We start from the raw sequence: 17,120 nt of genomic DNA on the forward strand, positions 1-17,120 counted from the left end.
GCGATGCGGTTTCACCTCACGCACCAACGGCTTCGTCAGCCGGCACGTCTTCGGCTGCAAGCTCGTCTTCGGTGATCCAGCCGGCCTTGAGGCGGGCAGCCAGAACCATCTGCTCGGCATCGGCGCGCGACACGCCGTGACTGGCGAGCACACCGGGAAACACCTTCGTCTCGCCGTCCTTGCGTTCCTTCCAGCCGGTCAGGTCGTCGGCCGCATAGCCGGCGAAATCCTCGATCGTCTTCACGCCATCCTCGCCGAGCGTCACCATCATGGCGGTGGTCACGCCAGGGATCTCACGCAACTCGTCCTCGACGCCCAGCGCCTTGCGCTTCTCGTCGTGCTCGGCTTCGATCTTCTCCAGATACTCGCGGGCGCGGGCCTGTATTTCCGAGGCGGTGTCCTCGTCGAAGCCGTCGATCGATGCGATCTCGTCGGCGTCGACATAGGCGACTTCCTCGACGCTGGTGAAGCCCTCGGAGGCAAGCACCTGGCCGACCATCTCGTCGACGTTGAGCGCATCCATGAATAGCGCCGAGCGTTCGACGAACTCCTTCTGGCGGCGCTCGCTCTCTTCCTGCTCGGTCAGGATGTCGATATCCCAGCCGGTGAGCTGCGAGGCAAGCCGGACGTTCTGGCCGCGGCGGCCGATAGCCAGCGACAGCTGGTCGTCCGGCACCACGACCTCGATGCGTTCGGCGTCCTCGTCGAGCACGACCTTGGCGACTTCCGCCGGCTGCAGCGCATTGACGATGAAGGAAGCGGCCGAAGGCGACCACGGAATGATGTCGATCTTCTCGCCCTGCAATTCGCCGACCACCGCCTGAACGCGGCTGCCGCGCATGCCGACGCAGGCGCCGACCGGATCGATGGAACTGTCACGCGAGATGACGGCGATCTTGGCGCGCGAGCCCGGATCGCGGGCGACCGACTTGATCTCGATGATGCCGTCGTAGATTTCCGGCACTTCCATGGTGAACAGCTTCGCCATGAACTGCGGATGGGTGCGCGACAGGAATATCTGCGGACCGCGCTGCTCGCGGCGCACATCGTAGACATAGGCGCGGACGCGATCGCCATATTTGTAGTTTTCGCGCGGGATCAGCTCGTCGCGGCGGATGATCGCCTCGCCACGGCCGAGATCGACGATGACATTGCCGTATTCGACGCGCTTGACGGTGCCGTTGACGATCTCGCCGATGCGGTCCTTGTACTCGTCATATTGGCGGTCACGCTCGGCCTCGCGCACCTTCTGGACGATGACCTGCTTGGCCGACTGGGCGGCGATGCGGCCGAAATCCATCGGCGGCAGCTGCTCGGCAATGAAGTCGCCGAGCTGGGCGTCGGGATTGCGCTCGCGCGCCGAGGAAATGGCGATCTGCGTCGCATAGTCGTCGACCTTCTCGACCACTTCCATCAGCCGCTGCAGCTTCATCTCGCCGGTGTTCGGATTGATGTCGGCACGGATGTTGGTTTCCTGGCCATAGCGCGATCGCGCCGCCTTCTGGATCGCATCGGCCATGGCGGCGATGACGATCGACTTGTCGATCGACTTTTCACGCGCGACCGCATCGGCGATCTGCAGCAGTTCAAGCCTGTTGGCGCTTACAACCATCTTTTTTCTCCCGAGCTTGTTGCCGAGCCTTTGCGCCCGGCAGCCCAATCACATTTCCTGTTCGGTTTCGTCTTCCGCGCCCGCTTCTACGCCCTCTGGCGCGTCTTCGGGTTCGCCGCGGCGCTTCTTGGCTTCCTTGCGCGCCCTGTTGTCCTTCGACAGCGCATCGCGGATAAGGTCGTCGGTCAGGATCAGCCGCGCTTCTGCAATCGCATCGTAGGGCACGCGCACCGTCGGCTCCTCGCCATAGGCCGCCTTGTCGCGCTCGATCAGCACGCCGTCCGCATCGCTCTCGGCGATCTTGCCCTTGAAGCGCTTGCGGTCGGCGACAAGGACCGACGTTTCCATCTTCACCAGGTGGCCCGTCCAGGTCGCGAAATCCGACTTGCGGACCAGCGGCCGATCGATACCCGGCGACGACACTTCGAGATGATACGCCTTTTCGATCGGATCATCGACATCGAGCGCCGGCGACACCGCCCGGCTGACCTCTTCGCAATCCTCGACGGTCATGGTGCCGTCCTCGCGTTCGGCCATGATCTGCAGCGTCAGCCCGTTTTGGCCCGTCAGATGCACCCTGACAAGGCGAAAGCCGATGGCGCGCAGCACCGGCTGAACGATCAGCGCGACGCGAGCATCGATGCCGCTTTCGCGGATGATGCGGTCGTCGCTGTCGGTTGCCGTTGCGGTCATTCGTTTCCTGTCGGTTCATTGTGCGGTCGGAAGGTAACAAAAAAGAGCGGGACCGGGTGGACCCACTCTTCGCCATACCGACCAAGAATTTGAGCTTGATATAGACGATCGCAGCCGTCGTTTCAAGTCCGCATGCGGGGTCTGTCGTAAGCAGATGAGTTGTCCGGATTAGGTAGCACACCAGTTGTCCGGTTTTCTGTCTCCATGAGGAGGCAGCAGCGTTGCACAGGACGCATGGCGGCCATGCGGCAACGTCCCTGTGATATCAGGCAATACGCGCCTATCTATGTTGCGCTGCACAAATTCAGTCACATTGCAGCAGGCGAAAGGGCATAATCATGACCAACCGCAAGGTTTTCTCGGCCATCGGCGATTTCTTCACTGTGTTCGGCAGCGCCGTGGCCGCTTCGCACGCCGTCGAAGCCGGCCGCAAGCCGCGCGCGCATGATCTGCGCAATCTCGGCGTGGATCCGGCCGCCTTCGACAAGATCGGCCGCTTCTAAGACCTGCGAAGCAGGACGAGGACGTCCTTGGTCCTCGTCGACGGCAAAGCGCGCGATGGGGCGCTGCTTAACTTGGTCGCCTATCTTCGGACGAAGGTGAGATAGGCAGGCCGACGGCCTTCGCGAATGGCCTTCGCCTCGTAGCGCGTACCCGGCCAACCCTCATAGGGCCGATGCCAATCGGCTGCCTCTTCAGCCTGCCATTCAAACGCATCATGCGCCCGGCAGTGCAGCAGCGTCCAGTTCACATAGCTATCGATATCGGACGCAAAGCGGAATTTTCCGCCTGACTTCAGGACGCGCGCGAAACGGTCGAGATTGACCGGACTGACGAAGCGGCGCTTCCAGTGTTTCTTTTTCGGCCAGGGATCGGGATAGAGAAGGTCGATGCCGTCGAGCGAGGCTTGCGGGAGCCAGTCGAGCAGGCGCGTGGCATCGTCGTCATAGACCCGAAGATTGGCCAGCGGCCGTTCCCTGACCGCCATCATCATCTTGGCCATGCCGTTGACGAAAGGCTCGACGCCGATAAAGCCGGTCTCAGGAGCTGCCGTCGCCCGATGCAGCAGGTGCTCGCCGCCGCCGAAACCAATCTCGAGATGAATGGCGCAGACATCCGCTTCGAACAGGCTGCGCAGTTCGGCCGGCGGTCCGGCCATCAGATCGAGCCGGTAGGTGCGGAAGCCGCTTTCCAGTGCCGCCGCCTGCTGCGGACGGATGGTCTTGCCGCGCCGGCGACCGAAAAATGCTTCGGTCGCACGGCTTGGCCGGTCTTTCGGATCCACGTCTTTCGGATCTATGGACGCCGCGGCTAGGCCGCGACTGCTTCGGCGGGCGCTTCGGCGAGTGCATCCTTGAGCGCCTTGGCGAGGTCGGTCTTTTCCCAGGAGAAGGACCCGTCGCGGCCGGCCTTGCGGCCGAAATGGCCATAAGACGACGTCTTGGCATAAATCGGCTTGTTGAGATCGAGGTGACGGCGAATGCCGGACGGCGACAGGTCCATCACGGTGCGCAGCGCCTGCTCGAGCTTCGCCTCATCGACCTTGCCGGTGCCGTGCAGGTCGACATAGACCGACAGCGGCTGGGCGACGCCAATGGCATAGGAAAGCTGGATGGTGCAGCGATCGGCGAGCTTCGCCGCCACCACGTTCTTGGCCAGGTAGCGTGCCGCATAGGCCGCGGAACGATCGACCTTGGTGGTGTCCTTGCCGGAAAAAGCACCGCCGCCATGGGGCGCAGCACCGCCGTAAGTATCGACGATGATCTTGCGTCCGGTCAGGCCGGCGTCGCCGTCGGGGCCGCCGATGACGAACTTGCCCGTCGGGTTGATGTACCAGTTGCAGCTGTCGGCGATCTTCAGCTCGCCCAGCGCCTCGCGGATATAGGGCTCGACGACGTTGCGGACCTTCTTCGAATCCCAGCTGGCGTCGAGATGCTGGGTGGACAGCACGATTTGCGTCACTTCCGCCGCCTTGCCGTCGACATAGCGGACGGTGACCTGGCTCTTGGCGTCCGGCCCGAGCCGGCCGGCATCGCCGTTGCCCTCATGGCGCGCGGCGGCCAGCAGTTCGAGGATCTTATGGCTGTAGTAGATCGGCGCCGGCATCAGATCCGGTGTCTCGCGGCAGGCATAGCCGAACATGATGCCCTGGTCGCCGGCCCCTTCCTCGCCTTGCCGGTCGGAGGCATTGTCGACGCCCTGGCCGATATCCGGCGACTGGCCGTGCAGCAGAACCTCGATCTTTGCCGTCTTCCAGTGGAAACCGGCCTGTTCATAGCCGATTTCGCGGATCGCCTTGCGGGCGGCCGACTTGAACTTCGCCGGATTGACGAGCGGATGACCGGCGGCATCCATCAGGATATTGCCAGCCTTGTCCTTCTTGAGCAGGGTCTCGGGGACGCGCACCTCGCCGGCGATGACGACGCGATTCGTGGTCGCCAGCGTTTCGCAGGCGACGCGGACCTTCCAGGGGTCCATGCCGGTTTTTCTGGCCTCGCGATAGACCAGATCGACGATCTCGTCGGAGATACGATCGCAAACCTTGTCGGGATGACCCTCGGCAACGGATTCCGAGGTGAATAAATAGTTTTGCCGCGTCACGGGTGTCCCCTCTTGAAAAAATATCGGCACGCTGCCGATTGGCGCGCCACGTGTTAGCTGTGCCGGGCGGCGCTCGTCAAGCGGCGCGGCCATTCTGGCATGAAAATCGCGCTATTATCTTGCACCACTGCGACCAGCGGCAGGATGCCGCCGGCGAGCTTAGTTCCAACACGTTGGGCGTCGAGCAAAATCGATTTCCTCTCCGGCCTGCCTACAGGATGTAAATTCCGCGATCAGCGAGGTCGTGCCCGGCTACGACATCCTCGCCATTTCCGGCTTTAAACTGCCTGCCAACTCAATCGGCCCAATCAATCGACCTCGTCGGTTGAAAGGGCCTTCACGAGCTCGATGATCTTGCGGCGTATCTTGACGTCGCCAATCTTGACGAAGGCCCGGTTGAGTTGAAGCCCTTCAGGACTGCCGCAGAATTCGACCGCAAAAGTCATTGATGCATCCTCGGCAAATCCGCGGTTGCCCACGGCCTCCTGGCCCGGCGCGTCCTCGAAAAAGAAAGCGACAGGAACACCGAGTATCGAGGCTATTGCCTGCAAACGGCTGGCGCCGACGCGATTGGTTCCCTTCTCGTATTTCTGTATCTGCTGAAACGTTATGCCGAGGTTCTCGCCCAGCTTCTCCTGACTCATTCCCAACATATTGCGGCGAAGCCTGATGCGACTTCCGACATGGATGTCGATAGGATTCGGCTTCTTCTTGTTTTCTTCTGCCATTTTTTCCTCGCCGAATTTTTCCGGCTTTTTGTGTTTTTCTGCCCAAACGAAGCCGGCGGCCTGTGCCCCAACAGAACGACGTACCGACTTCGAGAAATTTCAGGCGGTTACAGTATGAGTTTCTAATGTGTCGACTGTCAATTCACCCGTAGCCTTTGCCTTACATTCAATGCGAAAGCGGCCAGGCCAAGCAGCAACATGATCAGCAGTCCGTTAATGCGCCTTTGGCTGGAAGAAACGACGGCCTGATTGGAAATCGGCACATGGACATCGATGGCTCCGCGTGCGTCGATCGCCAGCGCGTCAAGGATGCGTCCGCGCGGATCGACTACAGCGGAGATGCCGTTATTGGCTGCGCGCAACAAGGGCACCCCATTCTCCACAGCGCGAATCTGCGCCTGCCTGAAATGCTGGTATGGACCCGGCGTGTCACCGAACCACGCGTCGTTCGTGACGTTCACAATAAGCTCGGCTGACGTAGCGTCAACCGCCACCAGATCGGGAAAGATGACTTCATAGCAAATGAACGGAAGCGCGCGGATGCCGCCGGGCAGCGCGATCGGATGTCGCTCATTGCCCGCCGCGTAGGTCATCGGCCCGGCGACAAGCTGTTTGAGCCCGAAGCGGCCTAGCAGGTCGGCAAAAGGCAGATATTCGCCAAAGGGCACCAGATGAACCTTGTCGACGGCATCTGCGATTTCACCCTTGTCGTCGATCGCCACCACCGAATTGTAATACCGCCTGTCGGCATTTGCCGCCGAGCCACCCTCCTCCCGGACAACACCGGCGATCAGCATCTGGCCGTCGCCAAGCATCTCGCCCAGCGCGGTCAGCGCATCGGGACGCTGGGCGAAAAAGAACGGCACGGAGGTCTCCGGCCATAGGATCAACTGCGGCTTGTCATGGCCAGTCTCCGGCGCTTTGGCCGAAAGTCCCATCAGCGTGGCGAAGATCCGGTCGGGCACCGAAGCGTCCCACTTCTCGCTGAGGTCAACGGCCGGCTGCACAATGCGGACATCGAGGCTGCGTTCCGCAGGCTTCTCCGGAGCAGCAAGCCTGATATAGCCGAAGCCGACATGGGCCGAGACGAGAACGACAAGCAGTGCAGCCCCCAGGCGGACATGCCGGCGCGCCGCAAGCAGGGCCGGCAATGAAAAGACGAAGACCGTCAGCGCGTTCATGCCAACCATGCCGGTCACCGACACGCTCTGCATAAGCAAGGGCACCGGCATCGCCGCGTAGCCGACGGCATTCCAGGGAAAGCCGGTGAATAGAAAGTCGCGCAGCCATTCCGCCAGGGCAAAGCCGAAGCCAAGGGCAGCGATGCGGCCGATGTCGTTGCTCCACAGCAACCGGGCAACCGCTGTCGCGAAGCCGTAGAAAAAGGCGAGCGCCAGCGGAATTCCGACCACTGCGAAGGGGAGCGCCCAGGCGAAGCTGTCGGCCTCGACCAGAAGTGCCGAGCCGATCCACCACAGGCCAGCGAGAAAATAGCCGAAGCCAAACCACCAGCCGATGGCGAAAGCAGGCCGCAAACGCCGGAACCAGCCATCGGAGGCTTCGCCGGTCGCGCCGTCGAGAAGCCAGACCAGCAGCGGGAACGAAACGAAACAGACGGCGAAGAAATCGTAAGGCGCCTGGGCAAGAACCGCCAGCGCCCCGGCAAGAAACGCCACAAGCGCGCGGCGCCAGCCCCACAGCAGAATTATCCGGCCGGCCAGGCGCTTCATCGATGCTTCCGAGTCGTGCGAATCACGGAGCAAGATTTATCAGGCCGCGGTCCGCGCTCCAAACGGCCACCGCTTCAGCCAACGTGCCGGATTGAATTCGGCTCACGACTCCTTGCGGACGCCTGATGCTACGAGCCCGATGACGCGGGCCAACCTTCGCCGAGAACGGAATGAAGAATAGCCGCGTTGCCGCAGCAAGGGTTTGCGATATCGACCGCCTCCCCAAACCACAACCGCGCCTATCGGCGGAGTACCGAATTGGCCGGCTGAGCCGTCGTTATCGGATCGGCATGACGATGCACAATCTTCCAGAGACCATCTTCTGGACGAAAGACGCTCGTCACGCGTAACGCAAGAGGCGTGACATCGCTGCGACCGCCAACCTTGGACCTGAGCCGCTCTACTTCGACGAGGTATGCCAGCTCAGACGTCACACATGTCGCTATGTTCTCGAAACCGGTAGCGTCGCCGTCCCTATAATTCGATGCCGCTTGCTCCATCGTCTCAACGACCTGCTTCCATCCATGCGCGAAAGGGCCAAAGGGATTGCCCAGTGTTACATCGTCTCGTTGAGAAAAGAGCTTCTTCGCAGGCGCGGGGTTTCCTTTCATGAACTCATCCAAAGCGAGGTGGTATTTTTCAACTGCTTGAGCGAAATCATTGGCGTCGAGGGACATGTCATCCACCATGTCATTTTATCTTCTGATCTGGACTGGCGACTCCCGCAGGTGTCCGCGCCGAGAGGCATTTCCCTAACTGCGGTGCAGTGCAAGTCGGCTTGGTCAGTATAGCACGGCGCGGGACAAGTTTCCGCTACAGCGTTTTGAGACGGCTGGCAAATGGCCGCTTACCACCCGTGCAGAAGTTCGCGGGATCAGAGCCCAGGGTTGCGTGCTTGAACGGATCGTCGACCGTCATCGGTCGAGCGGCGTCTTCAAGCCTGCTCGGCGCGCACCGCGCGCCGGCGGCGCTCGCCCTTTTGGGTCTCCACGATGCGCACGCGCTTGACGCGGCGCGGATCGGCGTCGAGCACAAGGAATTCGAAACCAGGTATGGCCTGCACCACTTCGCCGCGGGCCGGAACACGGCCAAGCGTGTTGAAGATCATGCCGCCGATCGTGTCGACATATTCGCCATGCTCGCCGGCGGCGAAATCCTCGCCGATCATCTTGGTGACTTCGTCGATCTCGGCCTTGCCGTCGACGACGAACACGCCCTCGCCGGTCTGGGTGATCATCGGCTCGTCCTCGTCATGCTCGTCCTCGATGTCACCAACCACCATCTCGACGATGTCCTCGAGCGAGGCCAGGCCATCGGTGCCGCCATACTCATCGATGACCAGCGCCATCTGGGTGCGCATCGCCTGCATCCGCCCCATGAGATCGGAGGCGAGCATCGACGGCGGCACGAAAAGCACCGGGCGGATCAGGTTCAGGTCGCCGATGGTGCGCGCGAGATCGACCTTGGCAAGATCGAGAAGCGTGGTGGCGGCGGCTTTCCTGGTCGTCCTGCCCTTTCTGACGCGGGCGATCTTGGTGATGTGAGCGAGCACGTCGCGGATGTGGACCATGCCGCGCGGATCGTCGAGCGTCTCCGAATAGACCGGCATGCGGGAATGGCCGGATTGCTCGAACAGTCCCAGAAGATCGCCAAGGTTCGTCGTGATCTCGACCGCCTCTATGTCGGCGCGCGGCACCATGACGTCCTCGACGCGCACCTCGCGCAAGCGCAGGATGTTGTTGAGCATGGCCCGTTCGCCGGGCGAAAAGGCGCCAGCATCGCTCGCGGTTTCGGCAAGCGCGTCGGCGATCTCCTCACGCAGGCTGGTGCCGTTGCGCTGCCTGAACAGGCCGAGCACGCGATCGAACAGGGAAGGACCGGCAGGCGATGGCTCGCTGGCGAAGCTGCCGGTCGTGGTACTCGGACTAGAGCCCTCTTCCGTCTGTTCGGATGGCTTGGTCGCACTGCCGGCGTCTGGGCGGGCGGCAGTCTCTGGTTTGTCGTTCATCGTCGTCCGGTCATTTGATCTTTTTAGTTACGCGTAGGGATCGGGAATGGCAAGCCTCGCAAGCGCTGCGCGTTCGACAGCCTCCATTTCCTCGGCCTCGGCGTCGGTCTCGTGATCGTAGCGCAGCAAATGCAGCAGGCCGTGAATGACGAGATGGGTGATATGGTTGTCGACAGGCTTGTCTTCCAGTGCGGCTTCCCGCGCGACCGTCTCGGCGGCCAGCACGATGTCGCCCAGCATGGGCGGCAGCGGACCGCCCTTGGCGAGCGGAAACGCCGGAAAAGACAGGACGTTGGTCGGTTTGTCCTTGCCGCGCCAGCCGGCATTGAGGCTGCGGATATGGGCATCGTCAGAAAAGACTATGCTGAGCTCGGAACGGCCGGCCACGCCGGTTTCGGCAAACGCAGCGGCAACGGCACGATCGACCAGCCGCGTCAGCGCGGCCGCATCCGGCCAGTCGCCTGCTTCGACCGCTATGTCGATATCGACGGGAACCGGAAGATTCCCGCCTACAGACTTTTTGTCCTCAGCCATATGGCCGTATCTTCACATCAGCCTTCGGTGCCCAGGCCGCGGGCCAGCTTGCCGTCACGGTCGTAGGCCTTGACGATCTCGGCGACCAGCGGATGCCTGACGACGTCGCCTTCGTTGAAGCGCACTGTCACCATGCCGGTGACGCCGTCGAGGATCCGGAGCGCCTCGACCAGACCCGATTTGGTGTTTTGCGGCAGGTCGATCTGGGTCGGATCGCCGGTGACGATCATGCGCGAATTCTCGCCGAGCCGGGTCAGGAACATCTTCATCTGCATCGGTGTGGTGTTCTGCGCCTCGTCGAGGATGACGGCGGCGTGCGCCAGCGTGCGGCCGCGCATGAAGGCTAGCGGCGCGATCTCGATCACCTCGGCGGCAATCGCCCGTTCGACCTTGTCGGCCGGCATCATGTCGTAAAGCGCGTCGTAGAGCGGCCGCAGGTAGGGATCGACCTTCTCCTTCATGTCGCCGGGCAGGAAGCCAAGCCGCTCGCCGGCCTCGACGGCCGGCCGCGACAGCACGATGCGCTCGACCATGCCGCGCTCGAGCAGCATCGCCGCATGCGCTACCGCCAGATAAGTCTTGCCGGTGCCGGCCGGGCCGATGCCGAAGACGAGTTCGGACCGCTCCAGCGCGCGCATATAGGCGTCCTGGTTGAGCGAACGGGCATAGATCGTCTTCTTACGCGTCGATATCTGGGCGGCGGACACCTTGCCCTTGCGCTCCAGCGTCGGCAGCGTCAGCTGGTCGTCGGCGGCGATCGCCATGCGCACGGCGCCGTCGACGTCCGACTGGCCGATGTCAGCGCCTTTCTGGAGAATGCCGTAGAGATTATCCAGGGCGCGGCGCGCCTGCTCGGCGGCCGAGGCGGAGCCCTTGATGGTCAGCTGGTTGCCTCGGGATCGGATATCGACGCCAAGCTTCTGCTCGAGCCTGGCCAGATTCTCGTCGAACTGGCCATAAAGGGCGCTGGCAAGCTTGTTGTTGTCGAAAGTCAGAACGATGTGCGCCATATCCGAAGCCCCCGATGGTAGGTTCTGGGGCAGGTTCTTCACTTCCGCAGCGCTCAACCGTCTCTCCTCATCTGCCGAGACCTTCAGGCCAATTCGGCGAACAGGCTGTTGTAACCCGTCTTCGTGATTCGTACCTGGATAATCTCACCGATTTCGCCGGACTTTTCATCAACAATAACCGGCTGCAGCCATGGCGAGCGGCCGACCTTCTGGCCAGCTTGACGACCGGGCTTCTCGATCAGCGTGTCGATGATGCTGCCGACCAGGCTCGCACCGAAATCCTGCTGCTGCTTTAGCAGCAGTGCCTGCAGCCGCTGCAGACGTTCGTCCTTGACGGCTTCCGGCACATGATCGGCCATCTCGGCGCCCGGCGTGCCGGGGCGTGGCGAATATTTGAACGAGAAGGCCGAGGCATAGTTCACCTGGCGGACGAGTTCCATCGTCGCCTCGAAATCCGCTTCCGTCTCGCCGGGAAAGCCGACGATGAAGTCACCCGAAAGCGCTATATCGCTCCGCGCGGCGCGGATCCGGTCGAGCAGCGTCAGATAGTCCTTTGCCGTATGCCTGCGGTTCATCGCCTTGAGGATGCGGTCGGAGCCGGATTGCACAGGTAAGTGCAAATAAGGCATCAGCGCCGGCAAGTCACGGTGGGCGGCGATCAATTCGTCGTCCATGTCGCGCGGGTGGCTGGTGGTGTAGCGCAACCGCGCCAGCCCGGGAATCTCGGCCAGCCGGAACAGCAGGCGGCCAAGACCCCATTCCTCGGCGTTTTCGCCCTCGCCATGCCAGGCATTGACGTTCTGGCCAAGCAGCGTCACCTCGCGTACGCCGGCTTGCGCCAGCCGCTCGGCCTCGGCGACGATCTGCGCCACCGGCCGCGACACTTCCGAGCCTCTGGTGTACGGCACGACGCAGAAGGTGCAGAACTTGTCGCAGCCTTCCTGCACGGTCAGGAACGCGGTGACGCCGCGCCTGATGATCTCGGCGCGCTTCGGCTGCGGCAGGTGCTCGAACTTGTCCTCGATGGCGTAGTCGGTCTCGACGATCTTTTCGCCGCCGCGCACCCGTGCCAGCACATGCGGAAGCCGGTGATAGGTCTGCGGGCCGATGACCAGATCGACGGCCGGCGAGCGACGGATGATCTCGGCTCCTTCCGCCTGCGCCACGCAGCCGGCGACTCCGACCAGCATCTCGCGGCCGGCCAGAGCCCGTTCGGCCTTCATCTCACGAATGCGGCCGAGTTCGGAATAGACCTTTTCGGCGGCTTTCTCGCGGATATGGCAGGTGTTGAGCAGCACCAGATCGGCCTCGCCGATAGCATCCGTCGCCGCATAGCCATCAGCGGCCAGTGCGTCGGTCATACGCTGCGAATCATAGACATTCATCTGGCAGCCATAGGTCTTGACGAAGACCTTCCTGGTCGCGGCAGATGGTACGACCGCACTTTCGGCCGCACTTTCTATGTCGTCCCGTTCTATCGTATTCAGTTCCATCCGGCGGCTTCTAACGCCTTTCCCAGACAAAAAACAGACGATTCTGCTCCATAGAGCGGGATGCATTTGGATTGGACGGGGCATCCCGCTCTATTTGTTTGTTTTAGCCGCATTTGTGCGACGCCCAGTGATTCCACTTGGCTGCAAAATGCTCTAGCGCCGCGTGTCCTCTTGGATGCGCAAAGAACTATGGAGCACGTGAGCCTTTCCGACCTATCGGCTCGGGCGCGGATCGGCGAGCGCCATGTGCACCATATCACGCACCCGACTTTCCATCAGCCGTGCCGTTTCCTTGCGGTTGGAGCCCTTGGAAAAGGCGACCGGCTCGCCGAAATGCACTTCGACGTCGAGCCCGCCCTCTGCCATCAGAACCTTGAGATGCGGCATCAAATCCTCGTCACCGATCCAGGCGGCAATCGGTCGGTGCCTGCGGCCGAGCGGCACGCCATGCAGGCGCGTGTAGACGATCGCCACCGGCTGGATGAAGACCTTTTCGGCCGCCCCTTCCGAAATCGCCATCGAGGCGGCGCCGAACAGCGTGCTCTTGAACGGCAGGACCATGTTGCCGTCGCCGGTCGAGCCTTCGGCAAACAACACCATGGCGTCGCCCTTGGCCATGCGGCTGGCGATCTCGCTCGCCTGGACGCCCGACGAACGCTTGCGCTCGCGCTCGATGAAGACCGTGCGCTGCAGCTTCGACAGCATGCCGATCAATGGCCAGCCGGCCATGTCGGCCCTGGCGATGAATGTCACGTCGACCATGGACCCCAGCACCATGATGTCGGTCCAGGAGACGTGGTTCGAAGCAACCAATAGCGGGCGCTGGCTGGACAGGGTTCCCTTGACATGGATGCGCATGCCCAGCGCCCGGATGATGAGCCGGTGCCAGATCTTCAGGATGAACGTCTCGCGCCAGAGCCCGGTCTTCATCGATAGGATCTGCAACGGCACGAGGATCAACGAGCCGGCGACAACGAGGCCCAGCGCCAGGAAAATCCTGATTTTTCCGATCATCCGCTCTTGGCCCTGCCCCGAGTTCTGGCTAGAGCGCACAAGCACGCTCTAGCAATTTTGAATCTGCGCTAGCGAAGATCGCGACGCATGACAAGCGCGCCGGTCGGGCCGTGCTCTGGCGATCTGTAATAGTTGGCACGTTTGCCGACCTCGCGGAATCCGAGCCGCCGGTAGAGCGCGATCGCAGCTATGTTGGTCTCGTCGACCTCGAGGAAAAGCGCCTCGGCGCGTTGCGCGTGCAGTTCGCGCAGCACCGCATCCATCAATTGCCAGCCGAGCCCCTGGCGTCGATGGGAGCGCGCCACCGCGACAGTCAGGATCTCGCCTTCACCGGCAGCCAGGCGCGCCAGCACGAAGCCGACCGGCGGCTTGGCACCCTGTCCGGTCTGTCGCGCAGCATAACCGAACACCGTGTCCTGCTCGAGCAGCGTGGCGAACTCGTCGTCGGTCCACGGCCGCACGAAATCCTCGCGATGCAGCACCGACATGGCCGCGCTGTCGGCAATCGTCAGTGGTTCGAGCGCAAAGTCCCTGCGGCGCGGCTGGAGGAAAGGAATGCGCATCAGTTTTTTTGCCTTGATAGAATAAACCCTGCCTGAGGCTTGGCGTCCGCCCCGCGCAGATAGAGCGGTTTCGGCTTTTCGCCCTCGCCGTTGGCAGCGGCCAGACGGGCATAGACGACAATGTCGGCCGTGGCACTTGTCGGGCCAATGTCGAAGGCGCGCCCGGCCGACGCGGCGATTTGCGTGGCCGCTGTGCCGGCCAGAACCGGAGAACTGTCCGCCGCGATAGTCGCGGCTTGCGAAAGCGTGCTCACGGCCGGACCATAGCGCAGAACCGACACTTCGTCGTAAAGTGCTGCATGGATCTCCTCGCGGCCGGCGTCGAGCGCGGCCAGCACGGCGCGGCCGGGAAATGTCGCTCTCGCTTGCGCCGCCAGCGCTTCCAGCGTCGTCACCCCGATTGCCGGGATTTTCAGCGCCAGCGCTAGGCCCCGCGCCGCCGAGACGCCGACGCGCAGGCCGGTGAAGGAGCCCGGACCGGTGGAGACGGCGATAGCGCCGAGGCCGGCATAGTCGGTTCCGGCCGCCTTCAACGCCTCTTCGATCACGGCCATCAAATGCTCGGCATGGCCTTTGCCAAGATCGAGCACCGAGCGGCCGAGCTCCTTCCCGGCCGCTGCGTCGTAGACGCAGGCGGCGCAGAGATTGGCGGCACAGTCGATGGCAAGCAACTTCATGAGACGGCCGGTTGGAGCACCCGCTTGGGCACAGGGTTCGAAAAACAATTTCCCTGTGCCTGCCATGGCTCATCCCCGCAAGGGGATAATGCATAAATCGTTTGACGGCTTCGCTTCGGCCTCGCCTGAAGACGGTAACTTCCAGCGAGCGCAACCGTTAGGGAACCGGTGCCGGAAGCGCTTATCCGGCCTGCTCGATGCGCAGCATGTGATTGTCCCAGACATAGTCCGGCTCAGACCGTGTCGCGCCGCCCACTTCGACGATTTCGCCGGTGCCCGTCGTCGCCATGAAGTTCGCCCCATCGGGCGCCAAACCGCAGACCTCGGCCAATGCGTTGGTGGTGACGATCCGGCCGCTGGCCGCATCGATCACCGCAAGCGAGTTGCCTTCCGGCGAGGACACCGCGACGGTGCCGGCGGCGGGGTTGGCGGCGACCGAGCCGATGTAGTTCCGGAAGCCGGAGAGGACGTCCTGCGGCATGTCGAGCAGTTGCAGATCCTTGCCACGCGCGGCGCGGCCGACCAGCAGCGGACGATCGGTGCCCTGCCCCCTGTACTGGCAGCCGAACCAGACCGTGCCGGATCGGTCGAGATCCATGTGACGGATCGACAGTTGGTGCAGCTCCGGCGGCAGTTCGTGCTTTTCGATGAGGTCGCCGGTGAGGCGGTCGACCAGCACATAGGAAGGCTTCATCGTTGCGATGTTGAGTTCGGCGCGGCCGTAATCCGGATGGGTCTCGATGCCGCCATTGGCGACGGCGATCGTCCTGCCGTCGCCCAGCAGCAGAAGCTCGTGCGAACCCATGCCGTAGGTCGGGAACTCACCGATGCGCTTGAATTTCGCGCGCGCGTCATAGACGCCGACCACGCCGGCGGCATTGTCGAAATCGTTCTCGGTGGCGTAGAGCAGCGCACCGTCGGTCGAAAACACGCCGTGGCCGAAGAAATGCCGTCCACTGACGCTGGCAATGGTCAGTGGCTCGTCGCGGCCAGTGTGGTCGAAGACCACCGCGAAGGTGCCGGGTTGCCTGGCAAAGACCACGGAGCGCTTCGAGACCGGATCGAAGGTGACGTCGTGACCGCGGGCGGGCAGGTCGATGACGTGCAGGACCTTGCCGGCTTCGGACAGGATGGCCGCGCCATAGCTGCCGTCGCGCTTGACGAAGGCGGTGGCGAAGACGGCGTCCGTGCTAAGCGTCTTCGCCCATGCGGAAGGCGCCATCGCGGCGACAAAACCAACGCCTGCGGCCCTGAGGAAATCACGACGATCGATCAGCGGCGTCTTCAGAGTCAGTCCCCGTCCAACGACGAGAAGCCAGCGGTCAGGCCGAATTCGGCGGTCAGCCTGGTGCCGATCAGGGTCGTCAGGCTGGATGTCACCAGCGAGAAATGATCGAGCTTCTGGCGCAGCGCCGGGTCGGTGAGCGCCTTGTCGATCGGACCTCTGATGGCCGTGGCGTCGGCGGCCCCGTTGACGAGCTGGATGTGGATCGATTCCGCCATCCAGCGCGCGTCAGGCGACAGCGCATCGCCAAGCTGCGAGGCCTGGAACAGCGCGTCCATGCCCGAAAGATTGCCGGTCAGCGAACGCGCCGTGTTTTGCGAACGCCAGTAGATCGCCTGTTTCGGCTTGTCGGCTTGCGGATTGCTGCCCAGAAAGCCTTTCAGGCGCACGTCGCGGACCATTTCCAGCTCGTTGATGAAGACGCCGACCAGTTCGGTCACCGCTTCGGTGCCGTCGCGGTAGAGCGCGTTTTGCGGGCCCGGATTGGCCCAAAGCGCTGCAAAACCGTTTGGCTTGTTCCAGGCGTCGCTGACGTCGGCGGCAATCGTTTCGATGTTGCCGGCGACGGCGGCGCCGTAAGCGCAGCGATAGGGATCGTCCTTGCCGGCAAGTTGCTCGGCGCCATCGCCGTAAAGCACGAATTCCAGCGCGCCGAGCCCTTGCATGGCGACGCTCTTTGTCGCCAGTTGGGCCGGATCGGCGGCGGTCTGATCTTTATTGGCCAGCGCCGCCTGCACCTGCCTCAGGCCGATGCTCTTGCGGTCCGGCCAGAACAGCATGCGCTCCAGCCGGTTGTCCTGCGTGATCGGTCCGATGCGGATGATCTCCACGACCGACCAGGCATCCACGGTGCCGGAGAATTCGGTGCGCGCCGCATCGAGATGGTCTTGCGAGGGCGCGTCGCAAAGCGTGCGCATTGCCTCCGTCAAGCTGTCCGCATGGTCATGCAGGCGTGCGTAGGCCGGGCGGACAAAGCCGTCGATCGCCCGCTGGATCACGTCGGAGGCCTTGACCGCGGCGGTTGCCGGCAATGCGCCGGCGAGCACCAGCGGGAGAATCACAGCAAGCGCTAAGCAGGCATTCGTGGGCTGGCCCACGAATGCCTGCTTAGATTCTTTTGTTTGTCGCAGGTTCTTGCCGCAACACCGTGGGACACTTTTGCGGAACCTGCT

At 62.8% G+C, this 17,120-nt stretch carries 17 protein-coding genes; 1 reads left to right on the forward strand and 16 read right to left on the reverse strand.

Annotation, left to right across the window (positions count from 1 at the left end; all coding sequences use genetic code 11):
* Positions 1-16 precede the first annotated feature (16 nt).
* Both nusA and rimP read right to left on the reverse strand, forming a co-directional pair.
* A complete protein-coding gene (nusA, locus tag EN885_RS23695; protein WP_128243336.1) occupies positions 17-1,612 on the reverse strand; it encodes a transcription termination factor NusA in 1,596 nt (531 codons plus the stop codon).
* A gap of 48 nt (positions 1,613-1,660) precedes the next feature.
* Positions 1,661-2,305, reverse strand: a complete 645-nt coding sequence (gene rimP, locus EN885_RS23700) for a ribosome maturation factor RimP (protein ID WP_095487863.1) — start codon at positions 2,303-2,305, stop codon at positions 1,661-1,663.
* Between the two features lie 338 nt (positions 2,306-2,643).
* Here rimP and EN885_RS23705 point away from each other — a divergent pair, with 338 nt between their 5' ends.
* A complete protein-coding gene (locus EN885_RS23705; RefSeq protein WP_095487861.1) occupies positions 2,644-2,808 on the forward strand; it encodes a hypothetical protein in 165 nt (54 codons plus the stop codon).
* Between the two features lie 80 nt (positions 2,809-2,888).
* Here EN885_RS23705 and trmB read toward each other — a convergent pair whose 3' ends face one another.
* The 14 genes from trmB to EN885_RS23775 all read right to left on the reverse strand — a co-directional run bounded on the left by trmB (position 2,889) and on the right by EN885_RS23775 (position 17,045).
* A complete protein-coding gene (gene trmB / locus EN885_RS23710; protein ID WP_095487859.1) occupies positions 2,889-3,590 on the reverse strand; it encodes a tRNA (guanosine(46)-N7)-methyltransferase TrmB in 702 nt (233 codons plus the stop codon).
* A 26-nt stretch (positions 3,591-3,616) separates the two neighbouring features.
* Complete coding sequence (gene metK / locus EN885_RS23715; RefSeq protein ID WP_095488070.1) at positions 3,617-4,906, reverse strand: methionine adenosyltransferase; 1,290 nt, start codon at positions 4,904-4,906, stop codon at positions 3,617-3,619.
* A 308-nt stretch (positions 4,907-5,214) separates the two neighbouring features.
* Entirely contained in the window at positions 5,215-5,634 is a 420-nt protein-coding gene (locus tag EN885_RS23720; protein WP_095487857.1) for a helix-turn-helix transcriptional regulator, read from the reverse strand.
* Between the two features lie 137 nt (positions 5,635-5,771).
* Positions 5,772-7,364 (reverse strand): apolipoprotein N-acyltransferase, encoded by a 1,593-nt coding sequence (gene lnt, locus EN885_RS23725; RefSeq protein WP_128243335.1) that lies wholly within the window; start codon positions 7,362-7,364, stop codon positions 5,772-5,774.
* A 239-nt stretch (positions 7,365-7,603) separates the two neighbouring features.
* Positions 7,604-8,053: a nuclear transport factor 2 family protein gene (locus EN885_RS23730; protein WP_245493131.1), complete on the reverse strand. Its 450-nt coding sequence runs from the start codon at positions 8,051-8,053 to the stop codon at positions 7,604-7,606.
* A gap of 245 nt (positions 8,054-8,298) precedes the next feature.
* Positions 8,299-9,372, reverse strand: a complete 1,074-nt coding sequence (locus EN885_RS23735) for a hemolysin family protein (RefSeq protein ID WP_095487854.1) — start codon at positions 9,370-9,372, stop codon at positions 8,299-8,301.
* A 27-nt stretch (positions 9,373-9,399) separates the two neighbouring features.
* Entirely contained in the window at positions 9,400-9,906 is a 507-nt protein-coding gene (gene ybeY / locus EN885_RS23740) for an rRNA maturation RNase YbeY (protein WP_128243333.1), read from the reverse strand.
* A gap of 17 nt (positions 9,907-9,923) precedes the next feature.
* Positions 9,924-10,973 (reverse strand): PhoH family protein, encoded by a 1,050-nt coding sequence (locus EN885_RS23745; protein WP_095487850.1) that lies wholly within the window; start codon positions 10,971-10,973, stop codon positions 9,924-9,926.
* A gap of 26 nt (positions 10,974-10,999) precedes the next feature.
* The gene (gene miaB / locus EN885_RS23750; RefSeq protein WP_128243332.1) at positions 11,000-12,409 is read right to left on the reverse strand and encodes a tRNA (N6-isopentenyl adenosine(37)-C2)-methylthiotransferase MiaB; all 1,410 of its coding nucleotides are present in this window, start codon (positions 12,407-12,409) and stop codon (positions 11,000-11,002) included.
* Between the two features lie 213 nt (positions 12,410-12,622).
* Positions 12,623-13,423 (reverse strand): 1-acyl-sn-glycerol-3-phosphate acyltransferase, encoded by an 801-nt coding sequence (locus EN885_RS23755; protein ID WP_095487846.1) that lies wholly within the window; start codon positions 13,421-13,423, stop codon positions 12,623-12,625.
* Between the two features lie 68 nt (positions 13,424-13,491).
* Positions 13,492-13,986 carry a ribosomal protein S18-alanine N-acetyltransferase gene (rimI, locus tag EN885_RS23760; protein ID WP_126103757.1) on the reverse strand — a complete coding sequence of 165 codons (495 nt, stop codon included), beginning with the start codon at positions 13,984-13,986 and terminating at the stop codon, positions 13,492-13,494.
* Positions 13,986-14,663, reverse strand: a complete 678-nt coding sequence (gene tsaB / locus EN885_RS23765; protein ID WP_126103758.1) for a tRNA (adenosine(37)-N6)-threonylcarbamoyltransferase complex dimerization subunit type 1 TsaB — start codon at positions 14,661-14,663, stop codon at positions 13,986-13,988. The genes rimI and tsaB overlap by 1 nt, the downstream gene beginning before the upstream one ends.
* Positions 14,664-14,844: 181 nt before the next feature.
* Positions 14,845-15,951, reverse strand: a complete 1,107-nt coding sequence (locus tag EN885_RS23770; RefSeq protein ID WP_128243331.1) for a DUF1513 domain-containing protein — start codon at positions 15,949-15,951, stop codon at positions 14,845-14,847.
* Positions 15,952-15,953: 2 nt separating this feature from the next.
* Positions 15,954-17,045 carry an imelysin family protein gene (locus EN885_RS23775; RefSeq protein WP_245493132.1) on the reverse strand — a complete coding sequence of 364 codons (1,092 nt, stop codon included), beginning with the start codon at positions 17,043-17,045 and terminating at the stop codon, positions 15,954-15,956.
* Positions 17,046-17,120: the final 75 nt, after the last annotated feature.

The organism is Mesorhizobium sp. M6A.T.Cr.TU.014.01.1.1, from assembly GCF_004022765.1.
GTDB lineage: Bacteria > Pseudomonadota > Alphaproteobacteria > Rhizobiales > Rhizobiaceae > Mesorhizobium > Mesorhizobium mediterraneum.